We start from the raw sequence: 21441 nt of genomic DNA on the forward strand, positions 1-21441 counted from the left end.
ATTCATGCTATGGTTCCGGGGTGTCAGCTGGCGGATGGTTTCTTTGAAGGCCTTTATTTTCTTGGGGTGGATGCTTACGTGCTTGGGGTAGATGATAAACCCAAGGTAGGCTACACCCTCATAGACGCTGGTTATATGCGTCTTTTCCTTGTTGACGACGAGCTTGAGCTCACCTTCAAGGATGTCATAGGCAGTCTTCATGTACCTTTCCGCCTGCCGGGATGTCCTGGCGAAGATGAGGATATCATCCGCATAACGGACTATGCGGATACCCCTCTCTTTCATCGCCCGGTCAAAGTAGTCCAGGTAGATGTTGGTGAGAAGGGGTGATATTACCCCACCTTGCGGACTCCCTATTTCGGTTTCTTCAAAGGCCCCGTCCGTCATGACGCCTACTTCCAGGAATAGCCGGATTAATTGCAGTACAGAGCCGTCGCTAACTTTCCGGTTCACTTCTTGAAGGATTAGGTCATGGTCAAGACGGTCAAAGCATTTGGAGAGGTCCATGTCTACTACATGTGTAAGTCCATACCGGTTCATGAATCTCTCGGCTTTGGCTACTGCCTGCTGGCAGGATCGCCCCGGTCGGTATCCATAGCTTGACGGGTGAAAGTCTGGGTCAAAGATTGGCTGAAGTACGTTAAGCAGTGCTTGCTGGACTACCCTGTCCCTAACGGTAGGTATCCCAAGCGGTCTTTTCCCTCCATCCGGTTTGGGTATCTCCACCCTCAGGACTGGGCTTGGTTTGTACGTTCCGGTCTTGAGTTCAAGATGAAGTTTGGCTATTTCGTCGTCTAGGTTCTCGCCGAAGGCTCGCACGGTCTGCCCGTCTATCCCGGGAGCGCCATTGTTCGCCTTGACGACGCCGTATGCCTTCTTCAGGTTCTCAATACGGTATACTTTGTCAATTAGGCTGTAGTACTTCATCTTCCCTCCTGCATCTCGCTGTACTCCCTGCGTCTCTCCCTCGCATGGTTGCAGTTTCTTCTCGAAGTTCGCACGGCGTCTCTAGCTCTAGGGCAATCTACCGCGCTCTTCTCCGATAGTCTGCTGAGCGGACGAAGGCTCCAGCTGGCTCGTCACCCCCGGATGCCTCGTTCCCCTTGGCATTTCAACCTCGGTTGTCTTCTCCCATGTCCGTTCGATTCGCGGTCGTACGCTTTGGTTTACCTTCGTCCCTTCGCAACCAGAGGAGCTTTTGGCTCCTTTGGCCCAGCATCTCTCGGATGCTGTCCCTTCAGTTTTACCCTCCAGTCCGTTGCCGGCTTTCATTGGCTGAAGGTTCATCACTACTACGGACTCATCTGCCACCCTGCACCACTTTTCCTCTCCCTCGCCTTCCGGCTTGTTCGAGCTTACCAAGTTTGGCTTGGATGATACAGGGCTTCCCCAGTTAAGTCTGCCTGCCTGAACATGAACCCGTCCGTCTAAACTCCTCAGGTTATCCAGCTTTCGGGCTTTCCCATTTTTCGCAAGGTTACCCACCTGAGAAGCCAACCCCGGTTCGCTTGCGCTACGTTCCATGTTCTTCCTTCGGCTTCCTTCAGACCCCGCCGTTACCGGCGACGCCCTTGCCTACGGATTGTCTTCCCGCTGGTTAGGTGACAGGGTTTCTTTCAACCCATCGGCTCAGCAGACATGCTGGGCGAACGAGAAAACAGGGGGCCTTTTTAATAACCCCCTGCTCTAGTTCTTCTCTACCCCATGTAGTATTCGGTTATAGCAGTCAATAGCATCCACTATCCATATCACTAGGTCGGAACGGGCTTCGTCATATCCTAGACGATGGCCATCTCCCCATAAACGGTCGTTAAAACAGGAAAATAATACCCGCTCCCTCAAAACTATTTAGCAGGCTGAAAAACTCAAACAAAAGGGAGCGGGTAAAAATTGACGGAAGTGGTGGAAAATCGTGAAAATACAAATAATGCCGCAAGGACGGCCTCAGCAAAACTAAACGGCCCTAATACCATAGCAGGATTTTATAGTATAGGCCTGCTTGGGAATTCTAATGACCAGTCAGCTAATTCCTTGTGAGAAATGTTTGCTGAGGCATGGATCTCTTGGTTAGCTCTGCTCGAAAAAGTTGTACAAACTCGCCAAACATTAAATTCAGGGGATGTTTTTCATTTTCCGGTATCCTGTTAGTTTCATAAGCTCTCAACACTCCCCTAATAACTTCGGCCACACTCACGGCTAGTAAAGTTCTGGATGCCCATGCCACGGGACCAAAGAAAATAAAGTCATTCCAAAGTAAAGCCGCCAAAGAATGAGCAGCGGTATCAACAGCATGAAAACCAGGTTCCCCCCACAGGCCTCGAAGCCCTGTCCAGGTGGCAGTGGTTGTAGTCGGACAACACCCAACCGGATAACCCAGTTCCTCTTTAATCATCCGCGACGAAACGCACGCCAGAGCTAATGACGGTAAATTTACGGAGGCGGTATCTACCAGCACAGTTTCAAAGGTATCCTCTCCAATGAGGGCAAGTAGTCTCCGTAGCGAATCCAAGGTATCTGCCGGCATTTGCCCGGGCTTTTCGTAAGTTTGGATGACAATATGGCGAAAACCCAACTCCTTAAGTTCCTGGGCCTGTTCTTTAATGTCTCCATCCCAGTGTGTAAAACTGTTATAAAGAACACGGTCTTGGACTCCTAATGAAGCAACGTAACGGGCAGCCTCCATGCGGGGATTTGCCCGCCACATGTCAATGGCAAAGGGAAGGTTACTGAGTTCCACAAAAAAATCTATATAGTTTTTCATCTCATCCACTTGAATAGCCTGCAAATCCACCAGCACAGGGACACCCGTTTCCTGAGACAAGCTTTCCAACCGTTTTATATAGTCGGTAGCCCGAACCCTGTCAAACTTTCGCTGCGAACGGCTTTCCAACAAACGGTCTCCGTCGTGAAACATCGACCCAATCATTAGCGGTGGATTTTCTCCAGGTTGCCCTCCTACAATCACCTCGCCGATCCGACAAACTTTCTGCTCCTTTTTAAAAACAAACACTACATTTCCTCCCCTCGAATTATTAATCAACTTTAATAGTAGCATCGGGAGGGGTTACATGGAAAAAGTTGGCTGCATGAAAAGCAACTTGACATTTTCGCCGGATTATCTCCAGAGGGAAAGAATCGGGTAACCAGGTTCGCTTGCTAGCGAGTGTACAAGCCGTCAAGCTTATCAAGAGCTACAGGCAAAAAAAGGGGCTCAAGTTGAAAAGAGAAATTTTCACCTGTGTAGAACAAACCATGACTTCCTCCGCCGAAGTTTTCTATTCTGCTTAAAATACCGGCATGACAGATTAACCGACAAACCGAACTGTTTAACAAAAAATCTATGAGCTCAGCTAATTCTTCCCTTGTAGGTGGGGAACATTCTCTGCTCAGGTCTGCATATTGGTTAAAATGCAGATTTTAACTTTTCCTCAACCGCTTTTACTTTCCCCTGCATGGTCAAATGCTTGTCCCGCCGGTCGTCTATTTTCACTGAAGTTACCACTCTTTGGACCCCGGCTCGGAAAGGCACCTCATGTAATTCACGCACCAAGGACAATATCTTATCTAACTCCCCTTCCAAAATGGTATTCATGGGGGTCAACTGATATTTTACTCCTTCCGCCTTTTGCAGAACGCGGTGACACTCGGCCACGTAGCGGCTTAAGCTGGGAGTTTCAGTTCCAATGGGAATTATACTGACTTCCACCACAGCCATAACTATACCTCCTCTTCCATAATTATTTTACAGTTATCAAATCTTTTATCTTAGCGAAAGTAGCAGGCCCTATGCCGGATACTTTTTGGATATCTTCAATGGATTGAAATTTTCCATTCTCTTCCCGATAGTCTACAATCCGTTGGGCATAGACCTTACCTATCCCCGGAAGTTGGTCCAACTCCTCAACTCCCGCGGTATTGATATTAATCTTCCGGCTTTGGTTTGCGCCGCTACTTGTACTTCCGTAACTTTCCGTAAGCTCCCCCGTGCTCTCTCCAATACGGGGAACCACGATTTGCTGACCGTCTTTTATCTTAGCCGCCAAATTCAATTGATCCAAATCGGCATCAGGAAGAGGAACGGCTTTCTCCACGGCATCCTTTACCCTAGAAGAAGGGCCCATAACATATACCCCCGGATTCCTTACTGCTCCAATTACATGAACCTGTATTTCCTGGGGTTTTTCGTCGCCTGGCGTCTGGGCGGCAATACTGTTAACAACAGTTGGCGGGCCCTGAAATGTTTTGAGCTGAGCATATTTAATACCGATGCCAAAAAAGAGGGCGGCAATGATAATCCAGACCGCTACCGGAACAGAGGGATTCTTCATAAATCTTCTCTTCCCCATCAACTGAAGAGTATTGGATTCTTCGACAAAGTACCAACAATTTCCTGCCGTCCTGAATAACTACATGCCCTTTTATTAAAAACCCCCCTGAAGGCTCAGGGGGAAGGGTTATTTACCGGGCCACGATATTCACTAACTTGTTGGGCACGTATATGATTTTTTGTACTTCTTTACCTTCTAAAAATCTTTTTACTTTATCCAATTCCAGTACCTCTTTTTCCACCTCATCCCGCGGCAGATCAACTGGTATCTCCAGCCGCTCCCTAACTTTGCCGTTTATCTGAACAACAACGGTCACTTGTTTTTGAACCAAAGCATCTTCATCGTAAGTAGGCCATGATTGTAAATGGATGCTTCCTTCCTGCCCTATCGCTTCCCACAGTTCTTCGGTAATATGAGGGGCAAAGGGCGCCAATAGAAGTAGCAAGTTTACCACGGCTTCCTTAATCAAAGCTAAATTCTGTTCTTCCTCGGGTACGTTTTCCTTGTACTGATAAAGGTGATTGACCATTTCCATAATGGCGCTGACTGCCGTATTGAAATTAAACCTTTGCGCTATATCTTCAGTTACCTTTTTAATCGTCTGGTGGACTTGACGGCGCAACTCACTGTCTCTGTTCGAAAGACCTTCGCCACTTTTGAGGGGGTCCACAAATTTTATTTTACCGGCGTAAGCATAAACCAGTCGCCAAACCCGGTTGAGGAAGCGGAAACAGCCTTCTACTCCCCGGTCGCTCCATTCCAGATCCCGGTCGGGAGGAGCGGCAAAAAGAATGAACAACCGGGCGGTGTCGGCCCCGTAACGGGCGATTATATCCTCAGGGCTAACCACATTGCCCTTGGATTTGGACATTTTCCCGCCGTCTTTTAATACCATGCCCTGGGTAAGTAGATTCTGGAACGGTTCTTCCACGGGAACCAATCCCTGGTCATACAGGACTTTGTTAAAGAACCGGGCATACATCAGGTGGAGGATGGCATGCTCCACGCCCCCGATGTACTGGTCCACATTCATCCAGTAATCCACCTTATCTTTATCAAAAGGCATTTCTTTACTATGGGGGCTGGTAAACCGTAAGAAGTACCAGGAAGAACAGACGAAAGTATCCATGGTGTCAGTTTCCCTGCGGGCCGGTTCTCCGCATTGAGGGCAGGTGGTATGCACAAATTCTTCGCAATATTTCAAGGGGCTTTCTCCCGTAGGTTTAAACTCCACATTTTCCGGTAACATAACCGGCAGATCCTTTTCCGGAACCGGAACCGTCCCGCACTTGTCGCAATAGATAATGGGGATGGGCGCTCCCCAGTAGCGCTGGCGCGAGATCAACCAATCCCGCAAACGATAATTCACCTTACGCCGGCCGATGCCATGGGCTTCCATGTAGTCGGCTATTTTTTGCTTGGCCTCCGGTGTAGCCAATCCACTAAAAGGACCGCTGTTTACGGAAATCCCGTCGGCATCATATGCAAACTCCATGGTTTCGCCATCCAGTTCCTCACCAGGAGGCTGCACTACTACCCGCACCGGCAATTTATACTTGCGGGCAAATTCCAGGTCCCGCTGGTCATGGGCGGGAACCCCCATAACCGCTCCGGTACCGTATTCCATTAAGACATAGTTGGCCACCAAAATGGGTACTTTTTCCTCGTTCATGGGATTGATGGCATAAGCACCGGTGAAAACACCCTCTTTTTCCAGTTCCGTCGATGTCCGTTCTATTACGCTTTGCTGCCTAACCTTCTGGACGAACGACCGGACTTCGTCTTCATAACGAGTACCGGCAATAAGTTTTTCGACCAGAGGATGCTCCGGGGCCAGGACTAAATACGTTACACCGTAGACCGTGTCATGTCGCGTAGTGAAAACGGGAATCTCATCGCCGAATTCGCTCCGGAATTTAATCTCCACCCCTTCACTGCGGCCAATCCAGTTTTCCTGCATGACCTTAACCTTCTCCGGCCAACCGGGGAGTTTCTCCAAATCCTGCAGGAGACGTTCTGCATAATCAGTAATGCGGAAAAACCACTGTTCCAGATCCTTCTTCTCTACTTCTGTTTCACAGCGTTCGCAAAGACCGCCTACCACCTGCTCATTAGCCAGAACCGTAGCACAGGAGGGACACCAGTTAACTGCCGCGTGCTTCTTATACGCCAAACCGTTCTTGTATAACAGCAAGAACAGCCACTGGGTCCAACGATAATAATCGGGATGACAGGTAGCAATTTCCCTGTCCCAGTCATAACTTATACCCATAGACTTAAGCTGCCGTTTCATGTTGGCAATATTGTCCCACGTCCATTTTGCCGGGTGGATACCGTGTTTGATGGCCGCGTTCTCGGCAGGCAACCCAAAAGCGTCCCAGCCCATGGGGTGAAGAACATTGTAGCCCTGCATCCTCTTGAACCGAGCCACCACATCACCTATGGAATAGTTCCGAACGTGCCCCATGTGCAGGTTTCCCGAGGGATAAGGGAACATCTCCAGAACATAATACTTCTTGCGGTTAGGCTCCTCCCCTACCTTATCAATTTGCATCTGTTCCCATTTCTTTTGCCATTTAGGCTCAATGGAACGAAAATCGTACTTCTCCTGCATACCTCTCATCCTCTCATCAAAAAACGGCCTCCCATCCCGAGTATAGCCCAAGGGACGAGAGGCTATTCTTCTATTTGAAATTTGTTCTTAATTATAGAATACCACCGTAGAAAAGTCAACTCACTAAGCATCAGAAGATATAACTTTCCACGTAGATACTACAGGGGGCTGATCATCTGAATTCTCTAAAACTTTTAGAAAAGCCTTGACTATCTCAGGATCAAACTGTTTACCGCTGTTCTTCTTGAGCTCTTCTATAGCTTTCTCCTTAGGAAACGCCCTCCGGTACGGCCGGTCGCTGGTCATAGCATCGTAAGCATCCGCTACCGCTATTATCCTGGCTCCGAGAGGAATCTCCTCTCCGGCCTTCCCCTCCGGATAGCCCGAGCCGTCAAAGCATTCATGATGGTGATATATCAGCGGTAATACTTCCTTCAAGGGCTGAATACTGGAAATAATGTTCGCGCCTACGTACGGGTGCCGGCAGACCTCCTCATATTCTTTTTGCGTGAGCTTGCCCGGTTTGCGGAGCACGTTTCCAGAAACACCGATTTTCCCTATATCGTGAAGGATAGAAGCGTAAAATATTCTCTGGACCTCTTCTTCCGGCAACCTTAAGGCCCGGGCGATATCCAAAGCATACTTCGTAACCCGCTCCGAATGACCGCGCGTATACGGGTCTTTAGCATCGATGGCCGCGGCCAAGGCCTGGATGGTAGAGGTAAAAAGAGAAGTAGTTGTTTCGTAAGCCTCGGCCAGTTCCTCCGCCGAAGCGGACAATTCCTCGGAAAGAAGGCGGTACTCTTCTCTCAATTGTCTCTCATTTAAAATCAGTTTACCTATTCCCAGACAAAACAATATATAAAAGGTTGGGATAAATATTCCCTTTATAATAACATGATCCCATTTACCCATCGCTATTTCTTCTGCTATGTGAGGAGCACGTCCCAACGTGACCGCTATAGCTGCCAATACGGCTACTAACGAGCCCCGCCGCATGTCATATACCAAAACCGTATATATGATAGGTGCCCCGTATAAGATAAAAACTACCTCCTGCACCGTTCCTTCCGTTAGTAACACGATTAAAGTAATCCCCACAAAACTGATCGCTATAATCCAAGGAGAATATTTACACCTTTTAATATACGAAAATAATGCCAGGTCCCAAAAACTGCAGTTATTCCCGTCTTCAGGCATAAAAATCACCTTTCAAATCTTCTGAGAAGATTTTTCGACAACTCTATTCGAAATTCCTTCTTGACCTGGCACTTTTTGGCTCAATTTATATCTTTGTATTTTAATTATCTTAAATTATTTTTTTTAAGTAATACCCGTCTCTCCCTACTACACCTCCAAAGTTACAAAGAAACACGCGGAGCATCTCCCCACAGGCGCTCTAAACTGTAGAATTCCCGTTCCTCCGGTTGGAAAATATGTATCACCACCGAACCATAATCGAGGAGAACCCACCTGGCTTCCCGGTATCCCTCTCTCCGCAGAAGGGGTATCCCCTGTTCCTTCAGCTTCTTTTCGATCTCCTTTACAATTGCCTGGACCTGAGTTGTAGAATTTCCGGTAGCAATGACGAAGTAGTCAGTAATTAGAGAAACTTTTTGCATATCCAGCACTACTATGTCTTTGGCTTTTTTCTCCTCTGCCGCTTCTGCCGCAGCTAAAGCTATTGCCTTAGCATCAGTCATTTTTCGCCCTCCTGCCCGATTTCATTAGTATATAATTCCTGGCCTCCACTGTTTTAGGGTGGACAGGTCGTTTCTCCCGAATCAAGTAAAGCAACAAATGTTCATAGGCCAGCTCTAAGGCCCGGTCCAGATCTAGAAAGGCATTTTCCCGCAACGCCTCTACCCCAGGATAAACCCTTCCGGGTTCTATCATGTCGGCTAAAAATATAATTTTTTCCAGATCGTTCATATTTGGTGCACCGGTGGTATGGTTTTTGATTGCCGATAAAACCTGTTGATCCTGCACATCTAATTCGGTTAGAGCTAAGAATGCCCCTACCGGACCGTGGAGAAGAAACGTCAACTCCAACTCTAAAGGGTGTTCAATCAGGTTATGGGTACGGGCAATATTAACTAGTTCTTGTCCCGGCAGGTCTCTTGCCAAATCATGAAGCAACCCCGCCACCCGGGCTGCCGATACGTCCTTTCCATAAAAGCGGGCCATCTTTACGGCAGTATCTGCTACCGCCAGCGAATGCCGGTAGCGGCCTGCCGAAAGCCTCTTCTGTACTTCTCGTTTCAGCAGCTCATAGTCCATGCGGTCTTCCCTTTCCCGGCCATATTAAAAATCCTCCTACGAAGAAATAGGAGGCTTCTCTCACGGCAACCGCGTCTGTCCAAGTTCTACCAAACGATTGTAACATAATAGCCATTTCTTTGTCAAATTTATTGCCCCGCCGGCAGCAACTTTTCGGCGGCAGGCCGTTCTTCGTAATCAGCCCTGTATTTCTGAAGCATAAAGACTAAATCCGTCATGCCGGGTACAGTATCAATATTACTTACTGTTTTGATATGTAGCTTCTGATAATGAGTTAAAAAAGAACTATCCCCTCCGCTGAGTTGGGTGCCGATAACTTCTATTTGTTGTTGCTGCAAAATCTTGATTAAAGAAAGGGTAAAAAACTTAACTAAGTCGGCAGTTCCTTCCCCGTTTCTTCCCACCAGCACCACAGCATCTACCTCATTATCGTAGGAGCCAATGGTCTCGACCAAATCAAAATGTTCTAAAGATGCTTTAGCTGTGGCGTCTTTTTCTGCAATAGCTTTCCCTACCGAATGTCCTAAGTAAGATAAGAGCTCCTGGAAAGTAGCAAGACCCAACTGCCGCATCATAGTAAACAGTTTATCTTTATCCTGAAGCGATGGGTCAGCAACCCCGGTAATCGAACATATTTCCGCTCCCGCCAATTTCAGGCTGTCGGTCAGGTTTTGCAGTTCATTTATGGAGGCACCACTGCCTACAACGGCTACCTTCATTCCTTTCAGCCGGTCGGCGACCAACAAGGGAAAAATTTTTTCGGCAAATTCCTGGTATGTCTCCGCCGAACTTCGGGTTGCCGCCAGTTCCCGCTGAAAAATCTGGTTTTGTTCTCTTAGCTTGGCAAAGTCCCCCTCCAGGCGGTCGATCAGTTCCTTCTGTTCTTTGACTATTAAGTCGTCTCCTATCACGGTACTACCAACAAGAATACCTATCCCCAAGGCTAGAAAAACCGCCACTAGGGAGGCAATATGGTACTTCAAATCCATCATCAGCGTTCCCGCCTACCAGGGTAATATCTATCCGTTATCTTACCCTGGCCCGTGACAGGGTATACCGGAATCAGAGAACCTTTTGCAGCCTGTCATTAGGGGTAATTCCCGGAATACGTCCTCGTTTGGCTACTGCCTGTCCCCCTACCACCTTCAAATCCATAGTCATATCGATAGGAGGTGCCCCGGATATGAAACTTCCTACTCCAAAAGCGTCGGCACCTGCAACCGCCAAAGCTTCTATTTTTTCCGGGTATAGACCGCCGGAAACAAAAATCTTAACATGATGGTAGCCTGCCATATCCAGGCGGCTTCGGACCTCCTTCACCAGTTCGGGAGTAACCCCGCCTCTTTCGCTGGGAGTATCCAGACGAATCCCGTGGAGAGATTTCCCTAAAGCTTCCGCTACCCTGAGGGCTTCCTCGGCCTCATCCTTAAAAGTATCTACCAGTACTAATCGCAAGGCATCCGGAGGCATTATCTCATCGTAAGTCCTGGCCACCTTAACCGTATCGCCCACAATCAAAAAAACAGCATGAGGTACAGTACCAACGGGCTCTTTGCCTGCCAGCTTGGCTCCTAAGATACAGCTGGCTCCGTCCGCTCCCCCAACTAGAGCGGCCCGTTCCATTACCGGAGCCACCGCAGGGTGTACATGACGGGCTCCGAAGCAGTACACCGGCTTTTGCCCTGCCGCCTTCTTTGCCGCCCTGGCCGCCGTTGCCCAGCCGCTGGAGCTGGCCAGGATACCCAGTAAAGCCGTCTCGTAAAGGCCCAATTGATTGTAGGGCCCTTCCAGTCTCATGACCACTTCCTTAGCCTTGAAGGAAGAGCCTTCCGGCAGGCTCCAGATACTGACATCTCGCCCGGAAAACAAATTAATAACTTCCTGAACGCCTGCCAAAAGCCCTTCACGCCGGGGGAAAATCTCTGCCACTACAGGTGTCTCCCCCAGTTTCAGGTGATCGAGAATTTCCAAAGTTTTTACAAAATATACATCGGTAGTGGCACCGCCTAAGATTTCCTCGTGAGTGGCCGAATAAAACTTTCTTTCCGGACTTATGGTAAGCTGTTTTACCTGTTCCATACTTTCAATGCGCTTTATTTCCACTGGTGGTGTCACCCCCTGCCCAAAAGTTGCCATAGAAATACTTAAATTAAATACTAACTATTCTTCTTTTTTATCGCAATACCTCTTTCATTTCCCCAAAAAATAAGGATTAACGCTTTCTCCCGCATGCTCGGAGGCATACAGCCGGCGGTACATGCGGTAGTCCCGGAGAACCTTTTGGACAAAATAGCGGGTTTCCGCAAATGGAATCCATTCGAGATCACCATATTGTCGATCCTTTGGTTTCTTTTCCAGCCAGTGCCGGACATTCCCCCTGCCCCCGTTATAGGCAGCTAAAACCAGGGGTAAATTGTTCTGAAACTCAGCCTGCAGGTTGGCCAGGTACCAGGTGCCAATTAGAATGTTGAATTCCGGTTCAAAAAGTTTATCTTCATGAAATTCAAGGCCCATCTCCCGGGCCGCCCAGGCTGCTGTCTCCGGCATGATCTGCATTAGTCCCCTTGCCCCTCGATGGGACTCAGCCCGGGCGTAAAACCGGCTCTCTACTCGAATCACCGCCGCAATCAAGTAGGGATCCACCCTGAACTGCCGGGCAGAAGAAAAAATAGCCTCGCGGTAAGGCAGGGGGTAAAAAATTTTCCAAAACCAGGAACTGTTAATTAAAACAACTACTAGAAGTGCCAGCAGGAGTAAAACTAAAACGATTCTCCTTAAACGGAGAAGATTGATTACCATCCTCATTCACTCCGCACAAAACAATACTGTTCCTATTCTATGATTTTCAGATAAAAAAATTCCCTTACCGCTGCTGAAGATGCTGCCAAAGCCTTTCTACCCGCCTTCGCGTGTCGGCTAAAGTCCCGCTGGTATCTATAATCCGGTCGGCATATTTAATTTTTTCGCCCAGGGGCATTTGAGCCCGGATACGCCGGAGGGCCTCTTCCCGAGACAGCTTGTCCCTCTTCATTACCCGCTCAACTTGCGTTTCCTCATCCGCAGCGGCCACCCATACTTCATCAACCAGGTGGGTAAGCCTCGCTTCTATGAGCAGAGGTATCTCCAGCACTAGGATTCCCCGGGGGTCTTTCCGCCGGTATTCCCTTTCAATCTCTAAAAGGCGTTCTACCACGCGGGGATGCGTAATTTGGTTAAGCTTTTTCCGTGCCTCGGGGTTTTCAAAAACCAGCCTGCCCAAGGCTTTGCGATCTATTTGCCCGTCCTTTTGCAAGATTTCTTCTCCAAAATGCTCAACGATCTCCTGCCAGGCCGGGCGGCCCGGCTGTACTACCTCTCGGGCAACCTGGTCGGCATCAACCACATAAGCCCCCAGCTCTCGCAAAATCCCGGCTACCGTACTTTTCCCTGAACCAATACCGCCCGTCAAACCTATCTTGAACATGGATCTACTCCTTAGCCTCATATTTTCCATAAACCTAAAAGAATTAAAATTATTCCCGGTATTAAACCGCTCTTCTCCCCCAACCAACTAACGGCAAAAGCTCTACCTCCGTAAATTCCTGCCGATAGTAGCCAAAACTTAAAAACACCGACTAACAAAGGAGTTAAAAGGGGATGAAGACCGGCTACAGCAGCCCCGAAACCCGCTCCCAAAGCATCCATAGCCAGCGCCAGCCCCAGGGCCAGGGATTCCGGTAAATTTATGATACCGGAGCGATCAAAATCAGCCCGCACCGGCTCTTTTAGTATCTGTATAACTATACCTAAAGGAGAAATCCGTAATTTTACCAGCGAGTACTCTTTCAGCGTGTTTCTGCCACTCCAGTTGTTCCAGGTCCCTACGATTATCCAGCAACCCATGGAGATTAAAATAACCGCGCCAGTAATTTCGGCCCAACGGTGAGAAATCAACAGGGAAAAAATATATCCGAAAAACATGGAAAAAGTTATGGCTGCGGCAGAAGCCAGGCTGATAACCAGTAAAGAGTACCAGGGTACAATAATCCGGCGCAACCCATACGAAAACCCTACTCCCAACCCGTCCAGGCTGACGGCAAGGGCAAACAGCACACTGGACCAGAGCTGCAAATCTGTCGCCTCCCAATTTGCCGAAAGTCTACTACCACTATATGTGGAGGCTTTATAGGTGTGCTTGTTTGCCCTTTATTTCTGGCAGGACGGGCAGAAATAGGTACTTCTTCCCCCTAAACGGATTCTTTCTACAGGAGAGCCACAGCCGGGGCAGGGTTCACCACGGCGCCCGTAAACCCGGAGACAGTTTTGAAAACCGCCTTTTTGTCCCCGGCCGTCTACGTAATCTCGAACGGAAGTACCCCTGTACCGGATGCCTTCCCGTAATACTTCCCTTATACTGTAAAACAGCCGGCTGATTTCCTCCTCCGTCAGAGAAACGGCATTCTTTTCAGGATTAATCCCCGCCCGATGCAAAGCTTCATCGGCATAAATATTGCCGATACCCGCAATAAAAGTTTGATCCAGAAGAAGTTGCTTTATTTTCCCGCGGCGGGAGGCCAAGCGCTTACGAAAAAATTCCAAAGTGAACTCCTCTCCCAACGGTTCCGGGCCCAAAGCATGCAGCCCCCTTATTTTCTCCAATTCTCCGGTGGGCAGAAGGTAAAACCGGCCAAACTGCCGGGTGTCGATATAGCGAAGTTGAACATTATCATCCAGGTCCAATATCAGATGAGTGTGCATGGTTATTCTTTCCGCAGGAGAAACCAAGACCAGTTGTCCCGTCATCCCCAGGTGAACCACCCAGGTGTAACCTTCGGTCATATCAAAAAGCAAATACTTCCCCCGCCGCCGAAGCTTTTGGATAGTCTTACCGGCAATGTTCTTTACGAACTCCTGAGAGCTCGGCATCTTAACCAGTTTAGGCAAACTAAGCTTAACCCCTCTAATCTTTTTCCCAAGCACCAGTCTCTCCAGGGTATTCTTTACCGTCTCCACTTCTGGTAGTTCAGGCACTAGCTTTCACCCCTGCCAGCTTTCCAATGGCGTCAGGTCATACCAGTTGGGCCCTACCTTGATATCGACTTTGAGAGGCACCTCCAAGGTAGCTACCCTCTCCATAGACTGCCTCACGATTTCCGCTACTTCCTTCACTTCTTCTTTCGGCACATCGAAAACAAGCTCATCATGGACCTGCAGGATCATATTCGTTTGAAAGTTGTTTTCTTTCAATCGGGCATTAACCCGCACCATAGCTAGCTTAATAATGTCCGCCGCGCTTCCCTGAATTGGAGTGTTGACCGCAGTCCTTTCCCCAAAACTCCGTATATTGCGGTTAGAACTGAACAGGTCCGGCAAATAACGCCGGCGGTTATAAAGGGTAGTGACATAGCCGTTCTGCCTGGCTTCCGCGATAGTGCGTTCAATCCATTCCTTGACTCCACGGTAACGCTGGAAATAGCGTTCGATATAGCTTCTGGCTTCCTGGCGGGAAATCCCCAGATCCCGCGCCAGGCCGTATTCGCTTATTCCATAGACGATACCAAAATTAACTGCTTTGGCCCGCCGCCGCATCTCCCTGGTCACCTGCTCCAGAGACACGTCAAAAACCTCTGCCGCCGTACGGGAATGGATATCCTCACCCTGTTGAAAGGCCTTAATCAAATTAACATCCCGGGACATATGGGCCAATATGCGCAGCTCCACTTGAGAATAATCCGCCGTCAGTAGTAGCCTTCCGGGACTGGGTACAAAAACTTTACGAATGCGCCTTCCGGCCTCCAGTCTGATCGGAATGTTTTGCAAGTTCGGTTCGGTACTAGAAAGGCGTCCGGTAGCCGTAACGGTCTGGTTAAAAGTAGTGTGCACCTTTCCGGTTGCCGGGTTTATCAATGCTTTTATGCCGTCTACATAAGTTGACTTGAGTTTGACCAGTTGCCGGTACTCGAGGATACGGGCAACTATTTCATGACGGGAGGCCAGTTCTTCCAGCACTTCCGCACTGGTAGAATAACCCGTCTTCGTCTTTTTTACCGGAGGCAATCCCAGCTTGTTAAATAAAATATTCCCCAATTGCCTGGGTGAGTTAATATTAAATTCTTCCCCGGCCAGCCGGTAGATTTCCTGCGTGAGGCGTTGTATGTCCTTCTCCAGGGAACTGGACATCTCCTCCAGCTGGGCCCGGTCTAAAGAAACTCCGTTGAATTCCATTTCAGCAAGGATCACCGTCAGAGGAAGTTCTATTTCTCGATAAAGTTCGCCCATCCCCGCAGCGGTAAGCTTCTGATCAAATATTCCCTGTAAATTCATAACAGTACAGGCCTTGAGCGCGGCATCCAAAGCGGAGTTTTCCGGCTCCACCAAAGCCTGCCCCAGGTGTTCCAGAGCGAGGGAAGCCAGACTGTAAGAGGAAGATGTTGGGTTCAAAAGATAACCGGCCACCATAGTATCGCCGGCTACCGAGGTTAACTCCAGGCCCCACCGTTTAAAAATGTTCCAGGCCGCTTTAGCATCATGAAAATAAAGTTTTACCTCGTTGTTGATAAGAGGAAGCAGTAATTGGCCTAATTGCCCCTCGTCCAGGCCGGAAGATCGTACAACTATACTCCGGGCAGAATGAGGGCTGTCCGCCAGGGCAATCACTTCCACTGAGGCTTCACGGTAATCGGGATCAGTTAACTTCAGAAAAATGCCTGCTTCCCCTTGGGTAATCAAGGATTGAACATACGATTTAATTTCCTCCGGCGAAGTAAGCAAGCTGAAATCCCGTATCCGGACAGCTTCTGTCTCTCCCGGTGTAACCGTCTCCCCGGATTCCGAAATCTTTTCCTTTTCCATGGTTTCCAGCACGTTCTTCAAGAGGCTCTTAAATTCCAGCTCTTTAATAATCTCTAATAAAGCAGGGTAATCGGGCTGGCGGTAAGCGCAATCTTCAAGTTTCACCTCCAGTGGGGCCCGGCAATCAATGGTAGCCAGACTTTTGCTCAGCCGCGCCTGTTGCTCATACTCGGACAGCTTCTGTTTTAGCTTAGCGCCTGATACCTGCTCCAAATTCTCCAGCAGATTTTCCAAACTGCCAAATTCCCTGACCAGTTTAAGAGCCGTCTTTTCACCTATACCGGGCACCCCCGGAATATTGTCCGAAGGGTCTCCCATAAGGCCTTTTACATCTCTCATTTGAACGGGTTCGATACAGTACTTCTGCCGAAAGGTATCCAAATCAAATACTTCCAATTCTGAAATTCCTTTGCGGGTCAACATAACCCGGGTCTGAGGAGAAATTAACTGTAACGTGTCCCGGTCTCCCGTTACTATCGTTACATTCAATCCTGCGCGCTCCGCCTCTTTAGCCAACGTACCAATCAGGTCATCGGCTTCAAAGCCTTCTAATTCAAAAACAGGAATGTTCATGGCCCGTAGAATCTTTTTAATCCAGGGAAACTGGGGGCGAAGTTCCTCTGGGGTTTCCTTCCGGTGCCCTTTGTAGTCCTGGAACTGCTCATGCCGGAAGGTTACTCTTCCCTTATCGAAAGCTACAGCTATATAGTCGGGCGATTCCTGAGCGAGAATTTTATAAAGCATAGTGGTAAACCCGTATACCGCGTTGGTATATACCCCCTGTCGGTTACTCAAAAGGGGCAGGGCGTAAAAAGCCCGGTGAACAAGGCTATTACCATCTATCAACATTATTTGTTTTCCATCAGCATTCATGAGATCACCTCTTATCGATTATATTCTATCCCGGGACAGTCCTGTATCTTTCATTCTTCCGCCAATACTGTCGGCTCTCCGGAAATAACCGCCTCGTTTTCCTGCAGAATAAGCCGAGTGCCTAACTGACGGGATAATCGTACCGTCTTTTCCAGGATAGCCTGCCCCTGTTCCCCCGAAGCAATTCGGGGTTGGGACTGGTGGATAAAAATCGGCATTATCCTGGCCTCCCGGATACCTAGGGGAGTAAGTACCAAGTCTAAAATCAGTCCCTGCCGCGTCTCAAGCGACCAGTTCTGGTCAAACACAAAATTACCCAGGCTGTAAGCAATCAATCCATGCCGGTATACTTCCAAACCCTGGAGGGTATGAGGGTGATGCCCGATAATCAGGTGGGCACCCGCATCTATCAATCGCCGCGCCAGCCGCCGTTGCCCTGCAGTCGGGTAATCACTGTATTCCTCTCCCCAGTGCAGTGAAACCACCACGATATCTACTTTTTTCCTCAGTTCAGCAATATCCTCTAGGATAATTTTCTCATCCAGAGGAGCTATACCCGGCCTCTCTTCGGTAGCTCGCATGGAACGGGGATAATTCCAATCCCATATCAGGTCGGCCATGTCGCTATAAGCCAAAAACCCAACCCGCACCCCATTCACCGTCTTAACCACCGATTTTCGCGCCTGCATAAGGTTTTCCCCTGCTCCTACTGATGCAATTCCGTTACGGGCTAAAATTTCTATCGTTTGTAGCAGCGCAGGGGATTCGTAATCTAAGGCATGGTTGTTGGCCAGGCTCATAACATCAAAACCGGAATAAACCAGAGCTCTTACCGTTTCCGGCCGGGCCCGAAACCATATTCCTTTACGGGGAAGAGGAAAGCCCCGGTCGGAAATAGGGGATTCCAGGTTGCCGAAAGTAAGGTCAGCACTTTGGAGCCGGGCAGCAATTTTAGCAAAAGGGTAGTACAGCCCTTTTTCCTCCATCAGCCGGCCAACCTTGCGGGCAAGCATCACGTCTCCCACCGCCAGCAGTTGAACAGTTTCTGGAACCGTTGATACTGCCGCATCCCCTGACCCAGGTTCTGCGACGGCCAGAAGGCTTTGCTCCCTAAAAGTATGAACCAAAACCTGATACAGCGTAAAGGAAAGAGAGGAAACGGCCAGCAGAGCAACCAAAATAGAGAGAGCCAGTTCCTTCTTCACTGGTTCCAGCCAACCGGTAATTCGCATAGGTTATAACACCCTTTAAATGTAACGTCTCTTAACAAAAAAAATTCGGTGTGCGGGGTGTCTTTCCCTGCACACCGTTAAGACTTATTCTTTCTTGTTCCGCAAATATATTATCCTTCCTCCCCATATTACCGCCACCACCACGCAAATCAAAATCAATACCGGGAGGGCTGTTCCCAGACCCACTACCATTTCTCCTAAGACTTTAATAATCGCATTGGTAGTACGAATAAACCCTTTTAACGCTCTGGTCCCGACGCCCTGAACCTCCTGGGTAGAAATCTGGTCGTCGGGAGTCTTTTGTTCCCGTAAAGTAACGTGTATCGTGGACATGTCCGTCATTCTGCTCAGATACTTCAGACGCCCTTCAAGCATTTCTATTTCACTGCGAACCCGGGTAAGTTCCTGGCGCACTTTCATGATATCTTCTATCGACTTGGCCCTGTCCATCAGTTCCAGAAGGCTCTCTTCTTCTTTTTTCAGCACCCTAACTCTAGCTTCCGTATCGTAAAACTCCTGAGTTACATCTTGCCCGGTTATATGTCTGGAACGGACCGTACCCATGCCTTCTATCTCTTTTATTACTGCTTCAAACCGTTCCTGCGGAACCCTGATTGTCACGTAACCCGATTTACCGCTTTCTTCTTCTCTTACTGAGGAATCTGTCACATACCCTCCTGCCCGCTGGGCCAGTAGCGCAATTTCTGTGGAGACAGCCTGTATATCCTTCACCTCAAGGGTTAATTCGGCAGTCTTAATTACTTTTTGCTGGTATTCGTCCTTAACTTCTTCTGTTCCCCTCTCCCTATCTGCTTCAACCCCCGCTATGCGACCCTGAGGTGGAATTTGAATATCCTGCTTATCGTAAGACGCTGCCTTCCTGTACTCAGCGGTTCCCAATTCGGGTTCCGCCACCTGGGAGGCAACCTTCTCCTGTTTCTGCATGGCAAGGCCTCCCCCCAGTTCTCCCGAAGAAACCCCGGGCAAACGGACAACAAGACTGCCCGCCACAATTAAAGCAATGAATACTGCGGCTGCCGCCGCTCCCCAGGCAAACCATTTTGCGCTGCCAAGCCGCCGGTACCAGGGAAGTCCGTACTTAACCAACCGTTTTTTCAGGCCAGAGCGAAAATCCGCCGGGGGAGTTAATTGGTCCAAAGAATGGAGTATATTTAAAGTGGCTTGTAAACTTTCCAATTCCTCGCGGCAGAAAGAACAATGCTGGAGGTGTTCCTCCACTTTAGCTTTTGTTTCATCTTCCAGCACACCGTCCAAATAGGGGGAAAGCAATTCCTGAATCTGTTCACACTTCACCGCTCTTCCCTCCTTTCACTTTGATAGACGGCTTTGGGCTGGGCAATGTTCCCCGACCTGAGAAGTTTATCCCGCAGTAGTTTCCGGGCGCGACTCAGGCGGGATTTTACCGTACCCAACGAACAGTCAAGCTGAGCCGCTATTTCTTCATAGCTGAATCCCTGAAATTCCCGCATAACCAGAACCATACGATATTCCGGCGCCAGAGAAGTTATCGCTTTTTGAATGTATTCCTGCCCTTCTTTATCTTCATAAGCCTTTACGGGGTCGAACGAGTTACCGATGGTTTGATTAAGGGAGTTTAGCGGCGCGGGGTCTTCCACGGGATATTCCCGGCACCGCTGGCGCTTCCTCAATTCATCCCGGCATACATTGGCGACAATATGATACAACCACGTCTTGAAAGAAGACTGACCCCGGAATTTCTTGATGGCGGTAAAAGCCCGTAAAAAAGCTTCCTGAGCTAACTCTACAGCATCTTCCCGGTTACCCATAAAACGGTAGGCCACCGTAAACACCTGTTTTTCATAGCGCCTGACCAGTTCTTCAAAAGCTCCCATGTCGCCGGCTTTACTCTTGCCAACCAGAATATCATCATCTAAAAACACCGGAAGGCCTCCTTTCAAGAAAAGCCCTTCTCTCGTTAAGACGTAAAAAAATAAAAAAAGTTTCCTCAAAAATTCGACTTTATATTCCATTCTCCTCGTTTTATTCAGCTGGTCAATTTTTCTAAAATTAAAACCTGCCCTCACAGGCAGGTTAACTCTTTTCTTTGTTCTCCCGAAAGTTTAGCAGGCGTGCCCGGGTAATAGCCCGGCTGCCGAAACGGCTGCGGATGTCGTCCAACGCTCTTGCCACCTTCTCCTCTCTCTCCTGTTGGGCACAAAAGATACTAAGCTGTTCCTTTTGCCGGTTTAATTGGGATAATGTTAAACCAAGCAGTCGCACTTTTTGACCGGGCCTGTATACTTCCTGGAACAGCTTTTTCCCAACCGCGTATATCTCGTTATCCAGCGCCGTGGGTGAATTTAAAGTACGGCTTCTGGTAACGGTCTGAAAATCAGCATAACGTAACTTTAGGGTCACCGTACGTCCCCGGACTCCCGCCTCCCGCGCCCGCCAGCCTACGCTTTCGGCCAACTCGAGCAAGGTGGCTTCCAATACCTCCGTTTCCCAGATATCCAAGGGGAAGGTTACTTCGCGACCTATAGACTTGGCTTCCCGGCTCGGCTCCACCAGTCGCTCGTCAATCCCGCGCGCCAGTCGGGCCAGTTCTTTTCCCTGGAAACCGAAGTGCTGTTGTAAAAGGGGCTCCGGCAGGCGGGCCAGGTCTCCAATCGTTTTAATACCGAGACTTAGAAGCTTTTCTTCCGTCTTCTTTCCTACTCCCCACAAACGGGATACAGGCAGGGGATGCAGTATTTCTTCCACTTTTTCCGGTCTGATAACCACAAATCCATCCGGTTTCTGTAGATCGGAGGCCAACTTGGCCAGAAATTTATTCCCTGCCACTCCCACCGAAGCTGTAAGACCGATTTCTTTTTTGATTCTCTGCTTTATGCGCCACCCAATCTCCTCCGCTTCACCAAAAATAACCGTACTGCCCGTTACATCCAAAAAGGCTTCATCCAGGGAAATAGTCTCCACCAGCGGAGTGTATTCCTGAAAAATACGATTAATTTGCGCGGAAACTTCACGGTACTTGTGCATATTAACTTTCAGAAAAATACCGTGCGGGCAAAGGCGGTAGGCCTCCCTCAAAGGCATGGCCGACCTTACCCCATAACGCCGGGCTTCATAAGAAGCGGTGGAAACCACTCCCCTGCCCCGCGGGTCCCCGCCTACAATAACCGGCTTACCCCTGAGGGCAGGATTGTCCCTCTGTTCCACGGCCGCATAAAAAGCGTCCATATCCACATGAATTATCTTGCGCTCCTTCATCAGAACCACCCAAAAACCGCCATCTTCG

General features: G+C 48.9%; 20 protein-coding genes. All 20 read right to left on the bottom strand.

Features of this window, described 5'->3' with window-relative positions:
* On the bottom strand, positions 1–927 hold a 927-nt coding region (ltrA, locus tag KKC1_RS06935; protein WP_143288699.1), incomplete at its 3' end, for a group II intron reverse transcriptase/maturase.
* Positions 928–1014: 87 nt separating this feature from the next.
* On the bottom strand, positions 1015–1524 hold the full coding sequence (locus tag KKC1_RS06940; protein WP_088553752.1) for a hypothetical protein: 510 nt from the start codon (positions 1522–1524) through the stop codon (positions 1015–1017).
* Positions 1525–2023: 499 nt separating this feature from the next.
* Complete coding sequence (locus KKC1_RS06945; protein ID WP_192868123.1) at positions 2024–3010, bottom strand: tetrahydromethanopterin S-methyltransferase subunit H family protein; 987 nt, start codon at positions 3008–3010, stop codon at positions 2024–2026.
* Positions 3011–3403: 393 nt separating this feature from the next.
* A complete protein-coding gene (locus KKC1_RS06950) occupies positions 3404–3715 on the bottom strand; it encodes an MTH1187 family thiamine-binding protein (protein WP_088553754.1) in 312 nt (103 codons plus the stop codon).
* Positions 3716–3737: 22 nt separating this feature from the next.
* Positions 3738–4328 carry a helix-hairpin-helix domain-containing protein gene (locus KKC1_RS06955; protein ID WP_192868124.1) on the bottom strand — a complete coding sequence of 197 codons (591 nt, stop codon included), beginning with the start codon at positions 4326–4328 and terminating at the stop codon, positions 3738–3740.
* A 130-nt stretch (positions 4329–4458) separates the two neighbouring features.
* Positions 4459–6942: a leucine--tRNA ligase gene (gene leuS / locus KKC1_RS06960; protein WP_088553776.1), complete on the bottom strand. Its 2484-nt coding sequence runs from the start codon at positions 6940–6942 to the stop codon at positions 4459–4461.
* A 123-nt stretch (positions 6943–7065) separates the two neighbouring features.
* Positions 7066–8142, bottom strand: a complete 1077-nt coding sequence (locus KKC1_RS06965; RefSeq protein ID WP_088553756.1) for an HD-GYP domain-containing protein — start codon at positions 8140–8142, stop codon at positions 7066–7068.
* A 161-nt stretch (positions 8143–8303) separates the two neighbouring features.
* Entirely contained in the window at positions 8304–8645 is a 342-nt protein-coding gene (gene rsfS / locus KKC1_RS06970) for a ribosome silencing factor (RefSeq protein WP_088553757.1), read from the bottom strand.
* Positions 8638–9222 (bottom strand): bis(5'-nucleosyl)-tetraphosphatase (symmetrical) YqeK, encoded by a 585-nt coding sequence (gene yqeK / locus KKC1_RS06975; RefSeq protein ID WP_088553758.1) that lies wholly within the window; start codon positions 9220–9222, stop codon positions 8638–8640. Before yqeK ends, rsfS begins: the two co-directional genes overlap by 8 nt.
* A gap of 128 nt (positions 9223–9350) precedes the next feature.
* Positions 9351–10214 carry a copper transporter gene (locus KKC1_RS06980; protein WP_088553759.1) on the bottom strand — a complete coding sequence of 288 codons (864 nt, stop codon included), beginning with the start codon at positions 10212–10214 and terminating at the stop codon, positions 9351–9353.
* 70 nt (positions 10215–10284) lie between these two features.
* Entirely contained in the window at positions 10285–11319 is a 1035-nt protein-coding gene (locus KKC1_RS06985) for a nicotinate phosphoribosyltransferase (protein WP_202819983.1), read from the bottom strand.
* A 93-nt stretch (positions 11320–11412) separates the two neighbouring features.
* On the bottom strand, positions 11413–12021 hold the full coding sequence (locus tag KKC1_RS06990) for a lytic transglycosylase domain-containing protein (RefSeq protein WP_088553761.1): 609 nt from the start codon (positions 12019–12021) through the stop codon (positions 11413–11415).
* Positions 12022–12085: 64 nt separating this feature from the next.
* On the bottom strand, positions 12086–12685 hold the full coding sequence (coaE, locus tag KKC1_RS06995) for a dephospho-CoA kinase (RefSeq protein ID WP_088553762.1): 600 nt from the start codon (positions 12683–12685) through the stop codon (positions 12086–12088).
* A 17-nt stretch (positions 12686–12702) separates the two neighbouring features.
* Positions 12703–13332: a sporulation membrane protein YtaF gene (ytaF, locus tag KKC1_RS07000; RefSeq protein WP_088553763.1), complete on the bottom strand. Its 630-nt coding sequence runs from the start codon at positions 13330–13332 to the stop codon at positions 12703–12705.
* Between the two features lie 75 nt (positions 13333–13407).
* Positions 13408–14232, bottom strand: coding sequence for a bifunctional DNA-formamidopyrimidine glycosylase/DNA-(apurinic or apyrimidinic site) lyase (gene mutM / locus KKC1_RS07005; RefSeq protein ID WP_088553764.1), 825 nt, complete (start codon positions 14230–14232; stop codon positions 13408–13410).
* Between the two features lie 6 nt (positions 14233–14238).
* Positions 14239–16926, bottom strand: a complete 2688-nt coding sequence (polA, locus tag KKC1_RS07010) for a DNA polymerase I (RefSeq protein WP_088553765.1) — start codon at positions 16924–16926, stop codon at positions 14239–14241.
* Positions 16927–16976: 50 nt separating this feature from the next.
* The gene (locus tag KKC1_RS07015; protein WP_088553766.1) at positions 16977–18158 is read right to left on the bottom strand and encodes a CapA family protein; all 1182 of its coding nucleotides are present in this window, start codon (positions 18156–18158) and stop codon (positions 16977–16979) included.
* A gap of 84 nt (positions 18159–18242) precedes the next feature.
* The gene (locus KKC1_RS07020; RefSeq protein ID WP_088553767.1) at positions 18243–19472 is read right to left on the bottom strand and encodes a DUF4349 domain-containing protein; all 1230 of its coding nucleotides are present in this window, start codon (positions 19470–19472) and stop codon (positions 18243–18245) included.
* A complete protein-coding gene (locus tag KKC1_RS07025) occupies positions 19469–20080 on the bottom strand; it encodes an RNA polymerase sigma factor (protein WP_088553777.1) in 612 nt (203 codons plus the stop codon). Before KKC1_RS07025 ends, KKC1_RS07020 begins: the two co-directional genes overlap by 4 nt.
* Positions 20081–20231: 151 nt before the next feature.
* Positions 20232–21413 carry a DNA polymerase IV gene (gene dinB / locus KKC1_RS07030; RefSeq protein ID WP_088553768.1) on the bottom strand — a complete coding sequence of 394 codons (1182 nt, stop codon included), beginning with the start codon at positions 21411–21413 and terminating at the stop codon, positions 20232–20234.
* Positions 21414–21441 lie beyond the last annotated feature (28 nt).

The sequence above is a fragment of the Calderihabitans maritimus genome, from assembly GCF_002207765.1.
Taxonomy (GTDB): Bacteria; Bacillota; KKC1; order Calderihabitantales; family Calderihabitantaceae; genus Calderihabitans; species Calderihabitans maritimus.

Coding starts and splice junctions, on each gene's coding strand:
- KKC1_RS06950 (WP_088553754.1), bottom strand. CDS start 3,715: ATGGCTGTGGTGGAAGTCAGTATAATTCCCATTGGAACTGAAACTCCC.
- rsfS (WP_088553757.1), bottom strand. CDS start 8,645: ATGACTGATGCTAAGGCAATAGCTTTAGCTGCGGCAGAAGCGGCAGAG.
- yqeK (WP_088553758.1), bottom strand. CDS start 9,222: ATGGACTATGAGCTGCTGAAACGAGAAGTACAGAAGAGGCTTTCGGCA.
- KKC1_RS06955 (WP_192868124.1), bottom strand. CDS start 4,328: ATGAAGAATCCCTCTGTTCCGGTAGCGGTCTGGATTATCATTGCCGCC.
- leuS (WP_088553776.1), bottom strand. CDS start 6,942: ATGCAGGAGAAGTACGATTTTCGTTCCATTGAGCCTAAATGGCAAAAG.
- KKC1_RS06980 (WP_088553759.1), bottom strand. CDS start 10,214: ATGATGGATTTGAAGTACCATATTGCCTCCCTAGTGGCGGTTTTTCTA.
- KKC1_RS06965 (WP_088553756.1), bottom strand. CDS start 8,142: ATGCCTGAAGACGGGAATAACTGCAGTTTTTGGGACCTGGCATTATTT.
- dinB (WP_088553768.1), bottom strand. CDS start 21,413: ATGAAGGAGCGCAAGATAATTCATGTGGATATGGACGCTTTTTATGCG.
- KKC1_RS06940 (WP_088553752.1), bottom strand. CDS start 1,524: ATGGAACGTAGCGCAAGCGAACCGGGGTTGGCTTCTCAGGTGGGTAAC.
- KKC1_RS07015 (WP_088553766.1), bottom strand. CDS start 18,158: ATGCGAATTACCGGTTGGCTGGAACCAGTGAAGAAGGAACTGGCTCTC.
- KKC1_RS06990 (WP_088553761.1), bottom strand. CDS start 12,021: ATGGTAATCAATCTTCTCCGTTTAAGGAGAATCGTTTTAGTTTTACTC.
- polA (WP_088553765.1), bottom strand. CDS start 16,926: ATGAATGCTGATGGAAAACAAATAATGTTGATAGATGGTAATAGCCTT.
- coaE (WP_088553762.1), bottom strand. CDS start 12,685: ATGTTCAAGATAGGTTTGACGGGCGGTATTGGTTCAGGGAAAAGTACG.